Origin of the sequence: Micromonospora sp. NPDC127501, from assembly GCF_040302185.1 — a bacterium.
Lineage (GTDB): Bacteria > Actinomycetota > Actinomycetes > Mycobacteriales > Micromonosporaceae > Micromonospora.
The window spans coordinates 283,660-297,181 of sequence record NZ_JBEORJ010000002.1 but is presented as its reverse complement, the minus strand read 5'-3'; the positions used below and the strand labels follow the sequence as shown (position 1 = coordinate 297,181).

Here is a 13,522-nt window from a genome sequence, read left to right as displayed (position 1 = left end):
GTCCGGGCGTCCCGGCGCAACGCCGCGCCAGCCGTCCGACCCCGTCCCCAACCCGCACCGTCCCCCACCTGTCGCGGAACGACGGGCGTACCCCTGCACCCGTCACCGGGCAACGCACCCACACCCACCCCCGAAAGAGGTGTAGCGACCCCATGTCCAGTACCGGCACCAGACGAGGCACGCCGCCAGCCGGCGCGCCCACCACCGTCCCCCGCACCGCCCGCACGGGCCGTCGGATGCTCGCCGGCGCGCTCGCCGGAATGCTCCTCGCCACCGCCCCGGTCGTCACCCCCATGGCGAGCGCGGCACCGGCGGCCGACCCGTCCGCGGCCGCCGCCCGCGTGGCCATGCTCGCCGGGCTCTCCGCCACCATGACCGCCAGTAGCTACAACCAGAACTACGTGGCGGGCAACGCCAACGACGGCAACGCGTCGACCTACTGGGAGAGCGCCAACAACGCGTTCCCGCAGTGGATCCAGGCGGACCTGGGTGCCACTGTCAGCGTGGACCGGGTGGTGCTCAAACTGCCACCGGCGTCGGACTGGCAGACCCGTACGCAGACGCTGTCGGTGTTGGGCTCGACCAACGGTTCGACGTTTAGCACGCTGAAGGCGTCCGCCGGCTACACCTTCAACCCGAGCAGCGGCAACACCGCGACCGTCAGCTTCACCGCCGCCAGCACCCGCTACGTACGCGTGCAGGTCACCGGCAACACCGGTTGGCCGGCCGCCCAGCTCTCCGAGGTAGAGGTGTACGGCGCCACGGGCAGCAGCGACACCCAGGCACCGAGCGTGCCGGGCAACCTGGCCTACACCCAGCCGGTCAGCGGGCAGATCCGGCTCGCCTGGTCGGCGTCCACCGACAACGTCGGGGTGACCGGCTACGACGTCTACGCCAACGGCGCGCTGCGTGGCAGCGTGAACGGCTCGACGCTCACCTACACCGACAGCCAGCCGACCAGTGCCACGGTGTCCTACTACGTGCGGGCCAAGGACGCGGCCGGCAACCAGTCGGCGAACAGCAACACCGTGACCCGGACCGGCACCGGCAACCCGCCGACCGGTTCCAACCTGGCGATCGGCAAGCCGATCACCGCCTCCGGGTTCGTGCACACGTTCGTGGCCACCAACGCCAACGACAACAACGTGGCCACCTACTGGGAGGGCAACGGCAACCCGAGCACGCTGACCGTGCAGCTCGGGGCGAACGCCAGCCTCAGCCAGGTCGTCGTGAAGCTCAACCCGGACTCGGCGTGGGGTGCGCGTACCCAGAACATCACAGTGCTCGGCCGGGACCAGGGCTCGTCGAACTTCACCACCCTGGTCGGCGCGGCGAACTACAGCTTCAACCCGGGTACCGGCAACACGGTGACCATCCCGGTCTCCGGCGCGGCGGCCGACGTACGGCTCTCGATCGCCTCGAACACCGGCGCTCCGGCCGGTCAGGTGGCCGAGTTCCAGGTCTTCGGCACCCCGGCGCCGAACCCGGACCTGACCGTGACCGGCATGTCGTTCAGCCCGTCCGCACCGGTGGAGACCAGCACCATCACGCTCTCCGCGACGGTGCGTAACGCGGGCTCGGCGGCCTCCGGCGCGACCAACGTCAACTTCTACCTGGGGTCCACCCGGGTGGGCACGGCCTCGGTCGGCGGTCTCGCGGCCGGTGCCTCGACCACGGTCAGCGCCAGCATCGGCACCCGGGACTCGGGCAGCTACCCGCTCAGCGCCAAGGTCGACGAGTCGAACACCGTCGTCGAGCAGGACGACACCAACAACAGCTACACGAACCCCAGCCCGTTGGTCGTCGCCGCGGTCGCCAGCTCCGACCTGGTCGCCTCGTCGGTCGCCTGGTCGCCGGGCAACCCGTCGGCGGGCAACACGGTGACCTTCTCCGTGTCCATCCGCAACGCCGGCAACCAGGCTTCCGCGTCCGGTGCGCACGGCATCACTCTGACCGTGCTCAACGAGTCCGGCACCGTCGTCCGTACCCTGACCGGCTCGTACTCCGGCGTGATCAACGCCGGTGCCACGGTCGGCCCGATCAGCCTGGGCACCTGGACCGCCGCGAACGGCAAGTACACCGTCCGGGTGGTGCTCGCCGTGGACGGCAACGAGCTGCCGGTGAAGCAGGCCAACAACACCAGTGACCGGCCGCTCTTCGTCGGTCGCGGCGCCAACATGCCGTACGACATGTACGAGGCTGAGGACGGCGTGATCGGCGGCGGTGCCGCCGTCGTCGGACCGAACCGGGAGGTCGGCGACCTGGCCGGCGAGGCGTCGGGTCGGCGGGCGGTGACCCTCAACTCGAACGGCAGCTACGTCGAGTTCACCACTCGGGCCAGCACCAACACGCTGGTCACCCGCTTTTCCATCCCGGACGCACCGGGCGGCGGCGGGATCAACTCGACCTTGAACGTCTATGTCAACGGCACGTTCCACAAGGCCATCGATCTGACGTCCCGGTACGCCTGGCTCTACGGCAACGAGACCAGCCCGGGCAACTCGCCGAGCGCGGGCGGTCCGCGGCACATCTACGACGAAGCCAACGTCATGCTCAACTCCACCGTTCCGGCTGGCAGCAGGATCCGCCTTCAGAAGGACCCCGCCAACACCACCACGTACGCCATCGACTTCATCAACACCGAGCAGGTGGCTCCGATCGCCAACCCGGACCCGGCCCGCTACACCACGCCGACCGGCTTCACCCACCAGGACGTGCAGAACGCCCTGGACCGGGTGCGGATGGACACCACCGGCAACCTGGTCGGGGTGTACCTGCCGGCCGGTAACTACTCCACCTCGTCGAAGTTCCAGGTGTACGGCAAGGCGGTCCAGGTGACCGGCGCCGGCCCCTGGTACACCCGCTTCAACGCTCCGTCGGGGCAGGACAACACCGACATCGGCTTCCGGGCCGAGAACTCGGCGGCGAACTCTTCCTTCAAGAACTTCGCCTACTTCGGCAACTACACCTCGCGGATCGACGGCCCGGGCAAGGTGTTCGACTTCTCCAACGTGTCGAACATCGTGATCGACAACATCTGGAACGAGCACATGGTGTGCCTCTACTGGGGCGCGAACACCGACTACATGACGATCAAGAACTCCCGGATCCGGAACATGTTCGCCGACGGCATCAACATGACCAACGGCAGCACCAACAACCTGGTCAGCAACAACGACGCCCGGGCCACCGGCGACGACAGCTTCGCGCTGTTCTCGGCCATCGACGCGGGCGGCGCCGACATGAAGGACAACGTCTACGAGAACCTGACCTCGACCCTGACCTGGCGGGCCGCCGGTGTCGCCGTGTACGGCGGCTACGGCAACACGTTCCGCAACATCTACATCGCGGACACGCTGGTCTACTCCGGCATCACCATCAGCTCGCTCGACTTCGGCTATCCGATGAACGGCTTCGGTGCCAGCCCGCCCACCCGGTTCGAGAACATCTCGATCGTGCGGGCCGGTGGGCATTTCTGGGGCTCACAAACCTTCCCGGCGATCTGGGTCTTCTCCGCCTCGAAGGTGTTCCAGGGCATCCGGGTCAGCGACGTCGACATCATCGATCCGACCTACAGCGGCATCATGTTCCAGACCAACTACGTCGGCGGGCAGCCGCAGAACCCGATCACCGACACGGTCTTCACGAACATCTCGATCAGCGGTGCCCGCAAGAGCGGGGACGCCTACGACGCGAAGTCCGGCTTCGCCATCTGGGCGAACCCGATGCCGGAGGCGGGGCAGGGGCCGGCCGTCGGGTCGGTCACCTTCAACAACCTCCGGTTGAGCAACAACGCGGTGGACATCCAGAACCCGACGACAACCTTCACCATCAACCGCAACTGAGCTGGTCGGTAGCCGACGCCGCCGGGGGGCGTACCCCTCCCGGCGGCGTCGCGCCGTGTCGGCCCTCGCCCGCCGCGAACCGGGCCGCGCCGGCCGCCGCGTCCGTGGCCAGCGAATCCAGCCCGTACGCCAACTCGGTCGCCAGCGCCTCCGGCTCTCCTCGCCCCGCGCCGGCCAGCAGCGCCGCCCGGTCGTTGCGCAGGCAGGTCTGCGGATGCCGGGCGATCGCCGCCGCCAACTCCTCGGCCGCGGCCCGCGCATGGCCGGGCGGCACCAACCGATTGACCAACCCCATCGTGTACGCCTCGTCGGCCGGCACCGGGCGGCCGGTGAGGATCAGGTCCATGGCCCGACTCTCGCCGATCAGCCGAGGCAACCGGACGGTGCCGCCGTCGATCAGCGGCACTCCCCAACGGCGGCAGAACACCCCGAGTGTCGCGTCGGACTCGGCGACCCGCAGGTCACACCAGAGCGCCAGTTCGAGCCCGCCCGCCACCGCGTACCCGGAGATCGCCGCGATCACGGGTTTGCTGAGCGTCATCCGGGTCGGACCCATCGGGCCGTCCCCCTCCGGCTCGACCCGGTTGCCGCTCGGTGTGCCGATCGCCTTGAGGTCGGCGCCGGCGCAGAACGTCCCGCCGGCGCCCCAGAGCACGGCCACCGCCGCGTCCGGATCGGCGTCGAAGGCCCGAAACGCGTCGGCCAGCGCCCGAGCCGTAGGACCGTCCACGGCGTTCCGAACGTCCGCCCGGTCCAACACCACCGTGGTGACCGCCCCGACCCGCTCCACCCGCACACCCATCCCGCCAGCATGCCGGGCCGGCCCCACCCCCACAATCCCCGTCGATCTTGCACTCCCGGTTGCCGGTTCGCGGCTTGCGCCCCGGATTGTCGGAGCAGAAACTGCACGATCCGCGGCGTGGGTGGTGCGGCAGGTTTGTCGCCGCCGACCGGTTTGCGACGGCGATCGCCGGGAAGTCGGTACTCGTGCGAGCACTTTTGACGAAAGTTGAGCAGGACGCCCGGCTGGACCGCGCGGGTGACCGGTTGCAGAAGGTCGTCCTTGGGACGCTGCGTCCACGCCGGCTGCGTGACCTGCTGCACGGGGTGACCCTCGGGCATCCGCTGCATCCGGCGATGGTGCAGGTGCCGGTCGGCGCGTGGATCAGCGCCGCTGTGCTGGACCTCATGCCCGGGCAGCGCCGGCCCGCCACCGTGCTGGTCGGTCTGGGCACCGTCAGCGCGCTGCCAGCGGCGATCGCCGGTCTGAACGACTGGGCGGCACTCGCCAGGGACCAGCGCCGGGTCGGCCTGGTGCACGCCGCTGCCAACACCGTCGGCCTGACGCTCTACGCCGGCTCGTTGGCCGCCCGGCTGTCCGGCCGCCACGGCATGGGTCGCGCCCTCGGCTTCCTCGGGCTCTCCACGGTGAGCCTTGGCGCGTACATCGGGGGTCACCTGGCGTACAAGCAGGGGGCGCAGGTCAACCAGAGCATCTCCGAGCTGCGCCGGATGACCGATGGCTGGCACTCGCTGGCCGACATGGCCACGCTGCCGCAACGCACCCTGATCACCCGAGAGGTGGACGACGACATCTCGGTGATCCTCTACCGGCACGGTGACGAGGTGACCGTGATGTTGGAGCGCTGCCCGCACCAGAGCGGGCCGCTCGGTGAGGGTGAGGTGCAGGAGATCGACGGCCACGCGTGCGTGGTCTGCCCGTGGCACGGCAGCGCCTTCCGGCTCAACGGCGGTGAGGTCGTGCAGGGGCCGTCCGGCAACGACCAGCAGGTTCTGCCCACCCGGATCCAGAACGGCGTGCTCCAGACCCGCCTGCCCTGACCGGCCTGCCCTGACCGGCCTGCCCCGACCCGCCTGCCCTGACCGGCCTGCCCTGACCGGCCTGCCCCGACCCGCCTGCCCTGGCCGGCCTGCCCCGACCCGCCTGCCCTGACCGGCCTGCCCTGACCGGCCGGCGGTGCCTTCGGCGTCGGTATCTGGCACCCGCGTCGGTGTCTGCCAGCCCATGTCGCGGTGTGCCATCCCGGCGCTGATGCTCCGCGCCTCGGAGGCAGTACGTCCTCGACGCCTATACCTGTGAGTCATTTTTATGACTCAGAGGTATATCGCTCTCCGAGACATTGCCCCGGCCGCACCCGACACGACACTGCCTGAGTTTGCGGAGCCGCCACAGGGCGGCGGAGACAACAGGTCGTGCGAAACGCTCAGGTGCGTCGGTGTCGGCCGACCGGCGGACCGTCCGGTACGGAGTCGAGGCCGTGCCCGCCGTCGAACAGCCCGCCCTCGCCGCCAGCACCGGCCCAGCCGTCGTCACCACTCCAGCCTCCGATGCCGGCGGCCGTCATTCCGACCCCGTGGGGTGCCGTGCCGCCGGAGAGAGCCATCCCGCTGCCCGGGAACGCCGTACTGCCGGGGAAAGCCATTCCGCTGCCGGCGGGTGCCGTCCCACTGCCCGTAGGTGCCATCCCGCTGTCCGCAGGTGCCGTCCCGCTGCCCGCAGGTGCGGCGCGGCTACCGGTAGGTGCTGCCCCGCTGCCGCTGGATGTCATTCCGTCGCCGCGAGGTGCGAAGTCGTTCCCGCCCGGTGCCGCGCCGCCCGGTGTCGCGGGAGCTTCGATGGCCGCGGCCGCCCGGCTGGCAGCCCAGGCGGCACCGCTCCCGGCCGCCCCACCACTGCCCCGCCGGCCCGCGCCGCTGCTGCCTTGGCCCGCGCCAGCGCTTCGGCCTGCGCCGTCGCTGCTTCGGCCCGCGCCACCGCCTTGGCCCGCGCCACCGCCTTGGCCCGCGACACGGCTTCGGCCCACGCCCCGGGACGTGCGGGAGGACGCGGCCAGTCGGGGAGCCGCCCCGGCGGTGGCCGGACGGCGGCGCAGGCCCAGGACTGCGCCGATCTGGGCGCCGACGATGCTCGCCACCGCCAGAACGGCAGAGACCGCCAGCGGGCGGTTCACCCGGTCGGCGGCACCGGCTCGGGCTGCACCGACCGTCATCGCTGGTGGTTGGCCCGCTGACTCCGTACCGCTGGGTGGTGCCGGGGCCACCCGCGGCGGTGCGGTCCGCTCGGGCGCCGGCCGGGGCGCTGGTGGCTTCTTCGCTGCCGGCCGGTCGACGAGCCGACCGGTGGCGTGCTGCCGGGCCCCCTGGTCAGCGGCCTCCGTGGGCAGTCGGAGCAGTTGGCCGGGGCGGATCCGGTCCGGGTCGTCGAGCTTGTTCAGCTTGGCGAGCTGTCGGTAGTCCCCGAACTCGTCCAGGTACCGCTCGGCCACCTCCCCGAGGTAGTCGCCCCGTGCCACCCGGTACACCGGCGCGGCCTCGTCTTTCGCCGCCGAGGCACCGGGGGCGGCCAGCCCCGTTCCGGCCATGCCGAGCAGCCCGCCCCGGGCCACCGGCGCGGCCGTGTCAGGTGTCGTCGCGGCGCGGGTCGGCGCGGCCATTGTGGTGACGGCCGTTGCGCTCGGACTCGCGTACACCGGAGTTCCGTAGACCGCCGCGGCGCTGGCGGCGGCCGGGCTGGCGACCAGGATCAGCGCGACCGAGCCGACCAGCGCGGCGGCTGCCTTCTGCTGGCGGCCCATCCCGGGCAGCTTCGGCGCCGGCCGGCGCAGGGTCTGCGCGCCCAGTTCGACGACGACGGAGAAGGCGAACGTGGCCCAGCCGAACCAACCGGCCACGGCCAGCGCCCGCAGGAAGAGCTGACCGTCGTCCCGGCTGGTCAGCGCGGTGCCCACCTCGCTGATCGTGGGGAGGTGATCGGGCAGGGGGTTACCGGCGAAGGCGAGCAGCGCGATCGGCGCGCCGACCAGCAGCACCAGGAGCACGGCCAGCGCGCCGATGCCGGTGAGGATCCGTCCGGTCCGCCGTACGACGGACCCACCCGATACGGGCATGGCTGCCTTCCTTCCTACGGTGTTGCGGTGATGGCACGCGCGGTCGCCTCGCCGGTGACGGTGACCGCCTTTTCCTGGACGAACGGTCCGATCATCGAGCGGTGGTAGGTGATGGAGACGGTCACCCGGATCAGGATCTCCCCGTCGACCTCGGGGAAGTTCACGGTGTGGCCGGCGGTGTTCACGGCGTCCAGGTAGTCGGCGACCGCATCGCGCGCCTCCGGCTCGTTGATCCGCTTCGGCCCTCCCTCGATGGCGGTGGCCCGGTCGATGGCCTGACCGCCGGCCCGGGCCGCCTCGGCAGCCAGGTTCTGGGCGCGTTGCAGGGTGCGGAGCTGCCCGGCGGCGTCGAAGGAGAGGCCGATGATGGCCAGTACGCCGACCATCGTCACCGCGAGGAAGATGCTCACCCGGCCGTGCTCACCTGCCCCCGAGGGCCGGTCAGCCGACGTGGTGGCCGTCATTGCCGACTCCGGTAACGGTCAAGTGGGGAGGTGAACTCCGCGGAGATCTCCTTCTCGATCTCCATTCCCGGCAGGATGTCGAGGGTGATGTCAGTGAAGGACACGGTGCAGCTGATCGTCACCGTCACCGTGGCGTTCGTACCGACCGAGCTGCTGAAGGCTTTGTCGAAGCTGGACTCGTTGCCGGGCGACTTGCCGCTGAATTCCGGTTTCAGGGCGTTGGCGCAGGCCAGGCCGTGCCAGTCCAGCTGGGCCTGAGCTGCCTCCAGCGCCTTCTTCCGGGCGGTGTCGGAGTCCCGGGAGATCGAGGCCGCCCGGGCGGCGTCGTGCGCGGCCGCCTGGAGCGCCTCCGCGGCCAAGGCACTGCGCCCGACCACGCCGGCCAGCACCATCAGCGCGATGAACGCGGGCGCGAGCACCGCCACCTCGATGGAAACCGAGCCCCGCTCGGCGGTACGGGTCATGGCGCGGTCACCCTCTCCACCGTCCCGTGGGCGGTCTGCTGTACCGCGAAGTCCACGCCCGGCACCACGGACAGGGACCGGCCGCTCACCGTGCAGGTCACGTCGGTCGTGGTGGTCACACAGGTCGGGCCGGCCTTGTCCCAGCCCACCAGCCAACCGCCGGCGGCCTTCAGGAAGCGGGAGGCGCTGTCCACCCCGGCACCGCTGCTCGCCTCGTACGTCCGCTGCGCGTTGACGCCGCTCTGCGCGGCGTTCAACGCGGTGGAGCGGGCGAGAAAGACAGCCGCGACCTGGATCGAGGCGAAGAGCAGCACCAGGATCAGCGGCATCACCACGGCCAGCTCCACCGGGTTGGCACCCCGCTCGCGGTCGCCGGCCGCGAGGTGGCGCCGGGCGGCGGTGACCGCTCGGCTCCACCTCGGGTACGCGGCTCGACGCACGTCAGCTACTACGGGTTCGTGTGGTTCGGGATGCCGGTCATCCAGTTGTTGGCCTTGGTCAGTGCCAGGGCGGTGACGGCCATGGCGACGGCGACCAGGCCGGCGATGATCACCGCGGTGGGCACCGGGCTGTCGCCGCGCTCACTGTCACGGCGCAGCTCGGCCAGGCGCGTCGTCACCACGACGTGCAGATAGCTGAGGATGGACATGGCGTTCTCCTTCAGGGACGGGGTCAGACACGGGCGATGAACGGATAGAGGACGAACCCGAGCAGCACGAAGACGAGCAGCGCGCCCGGGATGTCGAGCTTGCTGGTCACCCCTTCGGCGCGGGCGAGGTTGTCGGTGCGAATCTGGTCGCGCAGTGAGTCGGCCCGGCTGCGCAGCGTCTCGTGCACCTGCGCGCCCTCGCTGCCGGAGGAGCGCATGATCGCGCCGACGTCGCCCAACTCCGGAATGCCGATCTTGTCGGCGAGGTCGCGCAGTTCGTCCCAGGGCGCGTGCATCTGCATCTGGGCGATCCGCAGCGACTCCTGGAGTCGGTCGAACACCCAACCGTCGCAGACCGCCGCCGCCCGCTCCAGCGACTGCACCGGCCCGTGCGCGGCGGAGAGCTGCAACGCCACCAGGTCGAGGTAGGTGCAGACGGCCTGGCGGAACTCGTCGCGGGCGGCGTTGGCCTTGGTCAGCACGGCCCGGTGCGCCAGCAGGCCGGCCAGCAGCGCCAGGCCGAGGCTCCCCAGCACCGGCACGACCAGGGGGAACGGGATGCCGAGCACCCACAGCACCACCCCGAGCACTGTCGGCGTGGCCAACCCGATCAGCGCGGAGAGCAGCACCGACAACGCGTACTGCTCGGAGGTCTGACCGATCAGGGCGAGCTGCATCTGCGGCGGCCGCAACCAGCGGGACATCCCGGTCAGCCAGTCGAGCCGCCGGGACGCGGCCGTGGCCACCCGGCCGGTGCCCGGGGGCTGGTGCAGTCGGCGCAGCGCGGGCCCGAGCGCCGGTGTCGCCGGCACCAGCTCCCGGACGATCAGGAACACACCCAGACCGATCCCGGCGCCACCGCAGACCGCGAGGGCGAACTGCCAGTTCACGATCATGGGAGCCGCCTTTCGTTCGCGACCGCGGGGCTCCGCTGCGCTGCGCTCCTCGCGCTCACGCGATCACCTCGCTGGGGTTGGGCGCCGGCAGGAACCGGGCCGGCCGTTGCGGCTGGCTCATCGACCGCACCCAGGCCAGCAGGCCGATGAAGGCGGCACCGAGGGCGGCCATCACCAGCTGACCCACCGGTGTGCCGTACGGCCTGATGTACTCGGTGTTGATCAGCCCGTACGCCAGGGTCGCCAGCGTCATCCCGGTGAGGAAGCGGACCGCGAACCGGGGCTGGGTGCGCTTGGCCTCGATCTCCCGACGGGTCGCCACCTCCGCGGACGCCGCGCCGGCGATCGAACCGAGCACGTCACCCAGCCGTTCACCCCGGTCCGACAGGTGCAGGATCAGCGCCGCGACCACCTGGTCGCAGACCGGGTCGGCGATCTCGTCGGCGAACGCCAGCAGCGCGGAGCGGGCCATCCAGCCGGCCTGGAGGCGGGCGGCGAGCAGCCGTACCTCGTCCTCGACGCCGGGTGGCACGCTGCCGATCGTGCCGATGATCGCCTGCTGGAGGCCCTGCCCGGTGCCGGAGACGTCCTTGAGTCGGCGGGTCCACTCGCCGACCGCCTCGATCCGGGCGATCGCCCGTTGTTCGGCCTTGCCCACCCCGAACAGCCACGGGGTGCCGGGCACCGCCACCGCCACCAGCAGGCCCACCACCGGCAACCCGGTCAGCAGGAACGCCAACGCGCCGGCGACCAGCGCGACGACCAGCAGCGCCTGGTAACTCCGCTGCTCGGCCGGAGTGCTGCCCGGCCCGCGCCACAGTCGGCTCAGCCCCGGCCCGCTGCCCGGCCGCGGCCCGGGGGGTCGACGGGTGCCGACCAGGGCGACCACGGCCAGCAGCAGCCCGGCCACACAGGCGGCGCCGGAGACCACGGCGATCAACTCCAGGCTGTCGACCATCAGGTCACCGCCGGGCCAGTCGGGTCTGCCGAGGCCGCCGCCAGGCACCGGCACCGGCCTCGACCCACCGGGTGAGCAGCCGCGCGTCGTAACCCACCCGCAGCAACTGGTCGCGGACCCGCTCCGGCAGGTGCCGGGGGACCGCACGACCGTCCGGGCCCGGCCCGAAGACCGTGGTGGTGGTGATCCGACCCGCTTCGCCGGCCCCGATCACCTCCTCCACATGCGAGACGAACCGGTGCTTCCGCCCGCCGATCGCGGTCTCGTCCTCGATGGTGACGTAGACGATCAGGTCGAGCGCGTTGCCGGCCATCCGGCGGGCCTGGTCGACGGTCATCTCGCGGCCGTGCGCCAGGGCCAGCTCGACGATCCGTTCACCCACACCCGCTGCGGTACGGGCGTGGATGGTGCACATCGATCCCCGACTGGTGGTCATCGCCTGGAGCATCGGCACGATCTCCCGGGACCGCACCTCGCCCACGATGATCCGCAGGACCCCCATCCGCAGCGACAGTGGGATCAGGTCGGCGATGGTCACCTCACCGGCTGGGCGGCCGTCGAAGCCGCGCTCGCCGTGACCCTCCCGGGCCTCGAAGCTCATCACCGCCCGGTGCCGCTCCCGGCGGCGGGCCGGGAGCAGCTCCCGACTCTCCTCCAGCAGCACGTACGGCTCGTCGGGCGGGATCTCGTTCATCAGCGCCCGGATGACAGTGGTCTTTCCGGCGCCGGCCAACCCGGCGACCATGATGTTCAGACCGGCGCGCATCGCCGCGCGGAGGAAGTCGCGCAGCAGCGGGTCGATCATCTCGTCCAGGTCACCTCGGGCGCCGGCGAGGTCGTCGAGGCTGACGTCCAGGGTGTTGTGCTTGCGGATCACCGCGTACGGGCGGTGGCTGACCAGGAACACCGCGGCCAACCGGCTGCCGTCGGGCAGTTGCAGGTCGAGGGTGGGCTTCACTGTGGAGAGGGACCGCTCGGTCGCGCCCGCCCGACGGGCCGCCGCCTGGAGGATCTCCACCAGCTCGGCGTCGCTGTCGGCGATCGGCTCGGCCCAGTCCACCCCACCGCCGCGCCGGGTGATGCGTACCTGGTCGCAGCCGAGGATGTGCACCTCCTCGATGGTGTCGTCGACCAGCAGCGTCTGTAGCCGGCCGAGCCCGACCAGCTCGGCGGTCACCTGGTCGAGCAGCAGGCGTTCATCGCCGGCGGCCATCGGCGTGCCGGCCCGGCGCACCGAGTCCGCGTACGCGGAGACCACAGTGACGGCGAGTCGGGCCCGCTCGGTGTCCTCCTCGTCGACTGTGAACTCCCGGCCACGCTGCCAGAGGGTGAGCCGTTCGGTGAGTTCCCGGCGCAGCTCCCGGACCACCTGGAAGTCCATCCGGGCCCGGGGCGGCGACTCCGGCGACGGGCTGGCCGCGGGCGGCGACTGCGACTGCGGCCCGGACTGGTGGTGCCGGCCGTTCGGCACGGCCAGGGGCGGCGCGGTGGAGGTCACGGCCGGTGGCTGCTGGCGGGGATCGGTGGAGACCGGCTCAAACCGCATCCGGCACCCCCTGCTGCACGGGCCACGCCAACCGGGCCCGTCGCCGCTCCAGGAGCGCCCCGATCGGGACCTCCAGCGCGGCCGCCGCGCGCATCAACGGCCGACCGGCCCGCACGGTCCCGCCCAGGGCGAGCACCCCGGCGGTACGCGGATCGTGCGGCAACCGTGCGATGACCGGCAGTTTCAGGGCTCGGCTGATCTCGGCCCGCCCGTGCCCGTCGCCGACCAGCAGCAGCCGCAGGGTGCCCGGGGGCACCCGGTGTTCGGCGAAGTCCCGTTCGATCGCGGTGACCACCGCGCGGGTGCCGGAGAGGTCCGGCAGGTTCGCCCGGGTCACCAACAGCACCACCGAGGCGGCCCGCAGCACCGGCCACGGAGGCCCGGTCACGTGCAGCCGACCACAGTCGACCAGGACGTCGTAGCCGGGGGTGCCGCGGTCGAGGGCGTCGAAGTAGTCGGCGAAGCGCTGCCAGAGAGGGGTGACGCTGCCGCTCTGGGCCGGGTCGACGAGGCCGGGCAGCAGCAGCCGTTCCCGGCGGGGGGCGTCCAGGTCGACCAACTGGGACCAGAACGCGGTCTCCAGGTTGCCGTCGCGCAACTCGCCGACGGCCAGCTCTCCGATGCCGCGCGGGCCGTCCAGTTGGCCGCCGAGGTATCCGGCGAGGATCGAGCCGCCGGCCGGGTCACATTCGGCGACCACCAGCCGCCGGTGCCAGGACAGCGCGCAGGCCAGCGCCGAGGTGGTGACACCGGGCGAACCCTTCGCGGACACCAGCGCGATGATCGCCATGC

10 protein-coding genes and 2 pseudogenes are annotated in these 13,522 nt (G+C 71.6%); 2 read left to right on the top strand and 10 right to left on the bottom strand.

Annotated features, from left to right (window positions below):
* The first annotated feature begins 152 nt into the window (after window positions 1-152).
* Window positions 153-3,845: a galactose-binding domain-containing protein gene (locus ABTW72_RS05360; protein ID WP_350854602.1), complete on the top strand. Its 3,693-nt coding sequence runs from the start codon at window positions 153-155 to the stop codon at window positions 3,843-3,845.
* Here the strand turns inward: ABTW72_RS05360 and ABTW72_RS05355 are convergent.
* The gene (locus ABTW72_RS05355) at window positions 3,832-4,647 is read right to left on the bottom strand and encodes a crotonase/enoyl-CoA hydratase family protein (protein WP_350854599.1); all 816 of its coding nucleotides are present in this window, start codon (window positions 4,645-4,647) and stop codon (window positions 3,832-3,834) included. The genes ABTW72_RS05360 and ABTW72_RS05355 overlap by 14 nt on opposite strands.
* A 185-nt stretch (window positions 4,648-4,832) precedes the next feature.
* On the opposite strand from ABTW72_RS05355, the gene ABTW72_RS05350 reads away from it, so the two are divergent.
* Entirely contained in the window at window positions 4,833-5,687 is an 855-nt protein-coding gene (locus ABTW72_RS05350) for a Rieske (2Fe-2S) protein (RefSeq protein WP_350854596.1), read from the top strand.
* Window positions 5,688-6,709: 1,022 nt separating this feature from the next.
* On the opposite strand, the pseudogene ABTW72_RS05345 reads toward ABTW72_RS05350, so the two are convergent.
* The 9 genes and pseudogenes from ABTW72_RS05345 to ABTW72_RS05305 all read right to left on the bottom strand — a co-directional run.
* A pseudogene (locus ABTW72_RS05345) lies at window positions 6,710-7,753 on the bottom strand (LysM peptidoglycan-binding domain-containing protein); the annotation flags it as partial.
* A gap of 14 nt (window positions 7,754-7,767) precedes the next feature.
* Window positions 7,768-8,217: a pilus assembly protein TadG-related protein gene (locus ABTW72_RS05340; protein WP_350854593.1), complete on the bottom strand. Its 450-nt coding sequence runs from the start codon at window positions 8,215-8,217 to the stop codon at window positions 7,768-7,770.
* Window positions 8,214-8,681, bottom strand: a complete 468-nt coding sequence (locus ABTW72_RS05335) for a TadE/TadG family type IV pilus assembly protein (RefSeq protein ID WP_350854590.1) — start codon at window positions 8,679-8,681, stop codon at window positions 8,214-8,216. Before ABTW72_RS05335 ends, ABTW72_RS05340 begins: the two co-directional genes overlap by 4 nt.
* On the bottom strand, window positions 8,678-9,121 hold the full coding sequence (locus tag ABTW72_RS05330) for a TadE family protein (RefSeq protein WP_350854587.1): 444 nt from the start codon (window positions 9,119-9,121) through the stop codon (window positions 8,678-8,680). The genes ABTW72_RS05335 and ABTW72_RS05330 overlap by 4 nt, the downstream gene beginning before the upstream one ends.
* Window positions 9,122-9,129: 8 nt before the next feature.
* A complete protein-coding gene (locus tag ABTW72_RS05325; RefSeq protein WP_091395933.1) occupies window positions 9,130-9,330 on the bottom strand; it encodes a hypothetical protein in 201 nt (66 codons plus the stop codon).
* 23 nt (window positions 9,331-9,353) lie between these two features.
* Window positions 9,354-10,226, bottom strand: a complete 873-nt coding sequence (locus ABTW72_RS05320; RefSeq protein ID WP_350854584.1) for a type II secretion system F family protein — start codon at window positions 10,224-10,226, stop codon at window positions 9,354-9,356.
* A gap of 55 nt (window positions 10,227-10,281) precedes the next feature.
* Window positions 10,282-11,228 (bottom strand): annotated as a pseudogene (locus tag ABTW72_RS05315) (type II secretion system F family protein).
* Complete coding sequence (locus ABTW72_RS05310) at window positions 11,189-12,730, bottom strand: TadA family conjugal transfer-associated ATPase (RefSeq protein ID WP_350854580.1); 1,542 nt, start codon at window positions 12,728-12,730, stop codon at window positions 11,189-11,191. The pseudogene ABTW72_RS05315 and the gene ABTW72_RS05310 overlap by 40 nt, the downstream one beginning before the upstream one ends.
* Window positions 12,720-13,520, bottom strand: a complete 801-nt coding sequence (locus ABTW72_RS05305; RefSeq protein ID WP_350854577.1) for a CpaE/TadZ family protein — start codon at window positions 13,518-13,520, stop codon at window positions 12,720-12,722. The genes ABTW72_RS05310 and ABTW72_RS05305 overlap by 11 nt, the downstream gene beginning before the upstream one ends.
* Between the last annotated feature and the right edge of the window lie 2 nt (window positions 13,521-13,522).

Coding starts and splice junctions, on each gene's coding strand:
- ABTW72_RS05360 (WP_350854602.1), top strand. CDS start 153: ATGTCCAGTACCGGCACCAGACGAGGCACGCCGCCAGCCGGCGCGCCC.
- ABTW72_RS05355 (WP_350854599.1), bottom strand. CDS start 4,647: ATGGGTGTGCGGGTGGAGCGGGTCGGGGCGGTCACCACGGTGGTGTTG.
- ABTW72_RS05340 (WP_350854593.1), bottom strand. CDS start 8,217: ATGACGGCCACCACGTCGGCTGACCGGCCCTCGGGGGCAGGTGAGCAC.
- ABTW72_RS05335 (WP_350854590.1), bottom strand. CDS start 8,681: ATGACCCGTACCGCCGAGCGGGGCTCGGTTTCCATCGAGGTGGCGGTG.
- ABTW72_RS05325 (WP_091395933.1), bottom strand. CDS start 9,330: ATGTCCATCCTCAGCTATCTGCACGTCGTGGTGACGACGCGCCTGGCC.
- ABTW72_RS05320 (WP_350854584.1), bottom strand. CDS start 10,226: ATGATCGTGAACTGGCAGTTCGCCCTCGCGGTCTGCGGTGGCGCCGGG.
- ABTW72_RS05310 (WP_350854580.1), bottom strand. CDS start 12,730: ATGCGGTTTGAGCCGGTCTCCACCGATCCCCGCCAGCAGCCACCGGCC.
- ABTW72_RS05305 (WP_350854577.1), bottom strand. CDS start 13,520: ATGGCGATCATCGCGCTGGTGTCCGCGAAGGGTTCGCCCGGTGTCACC.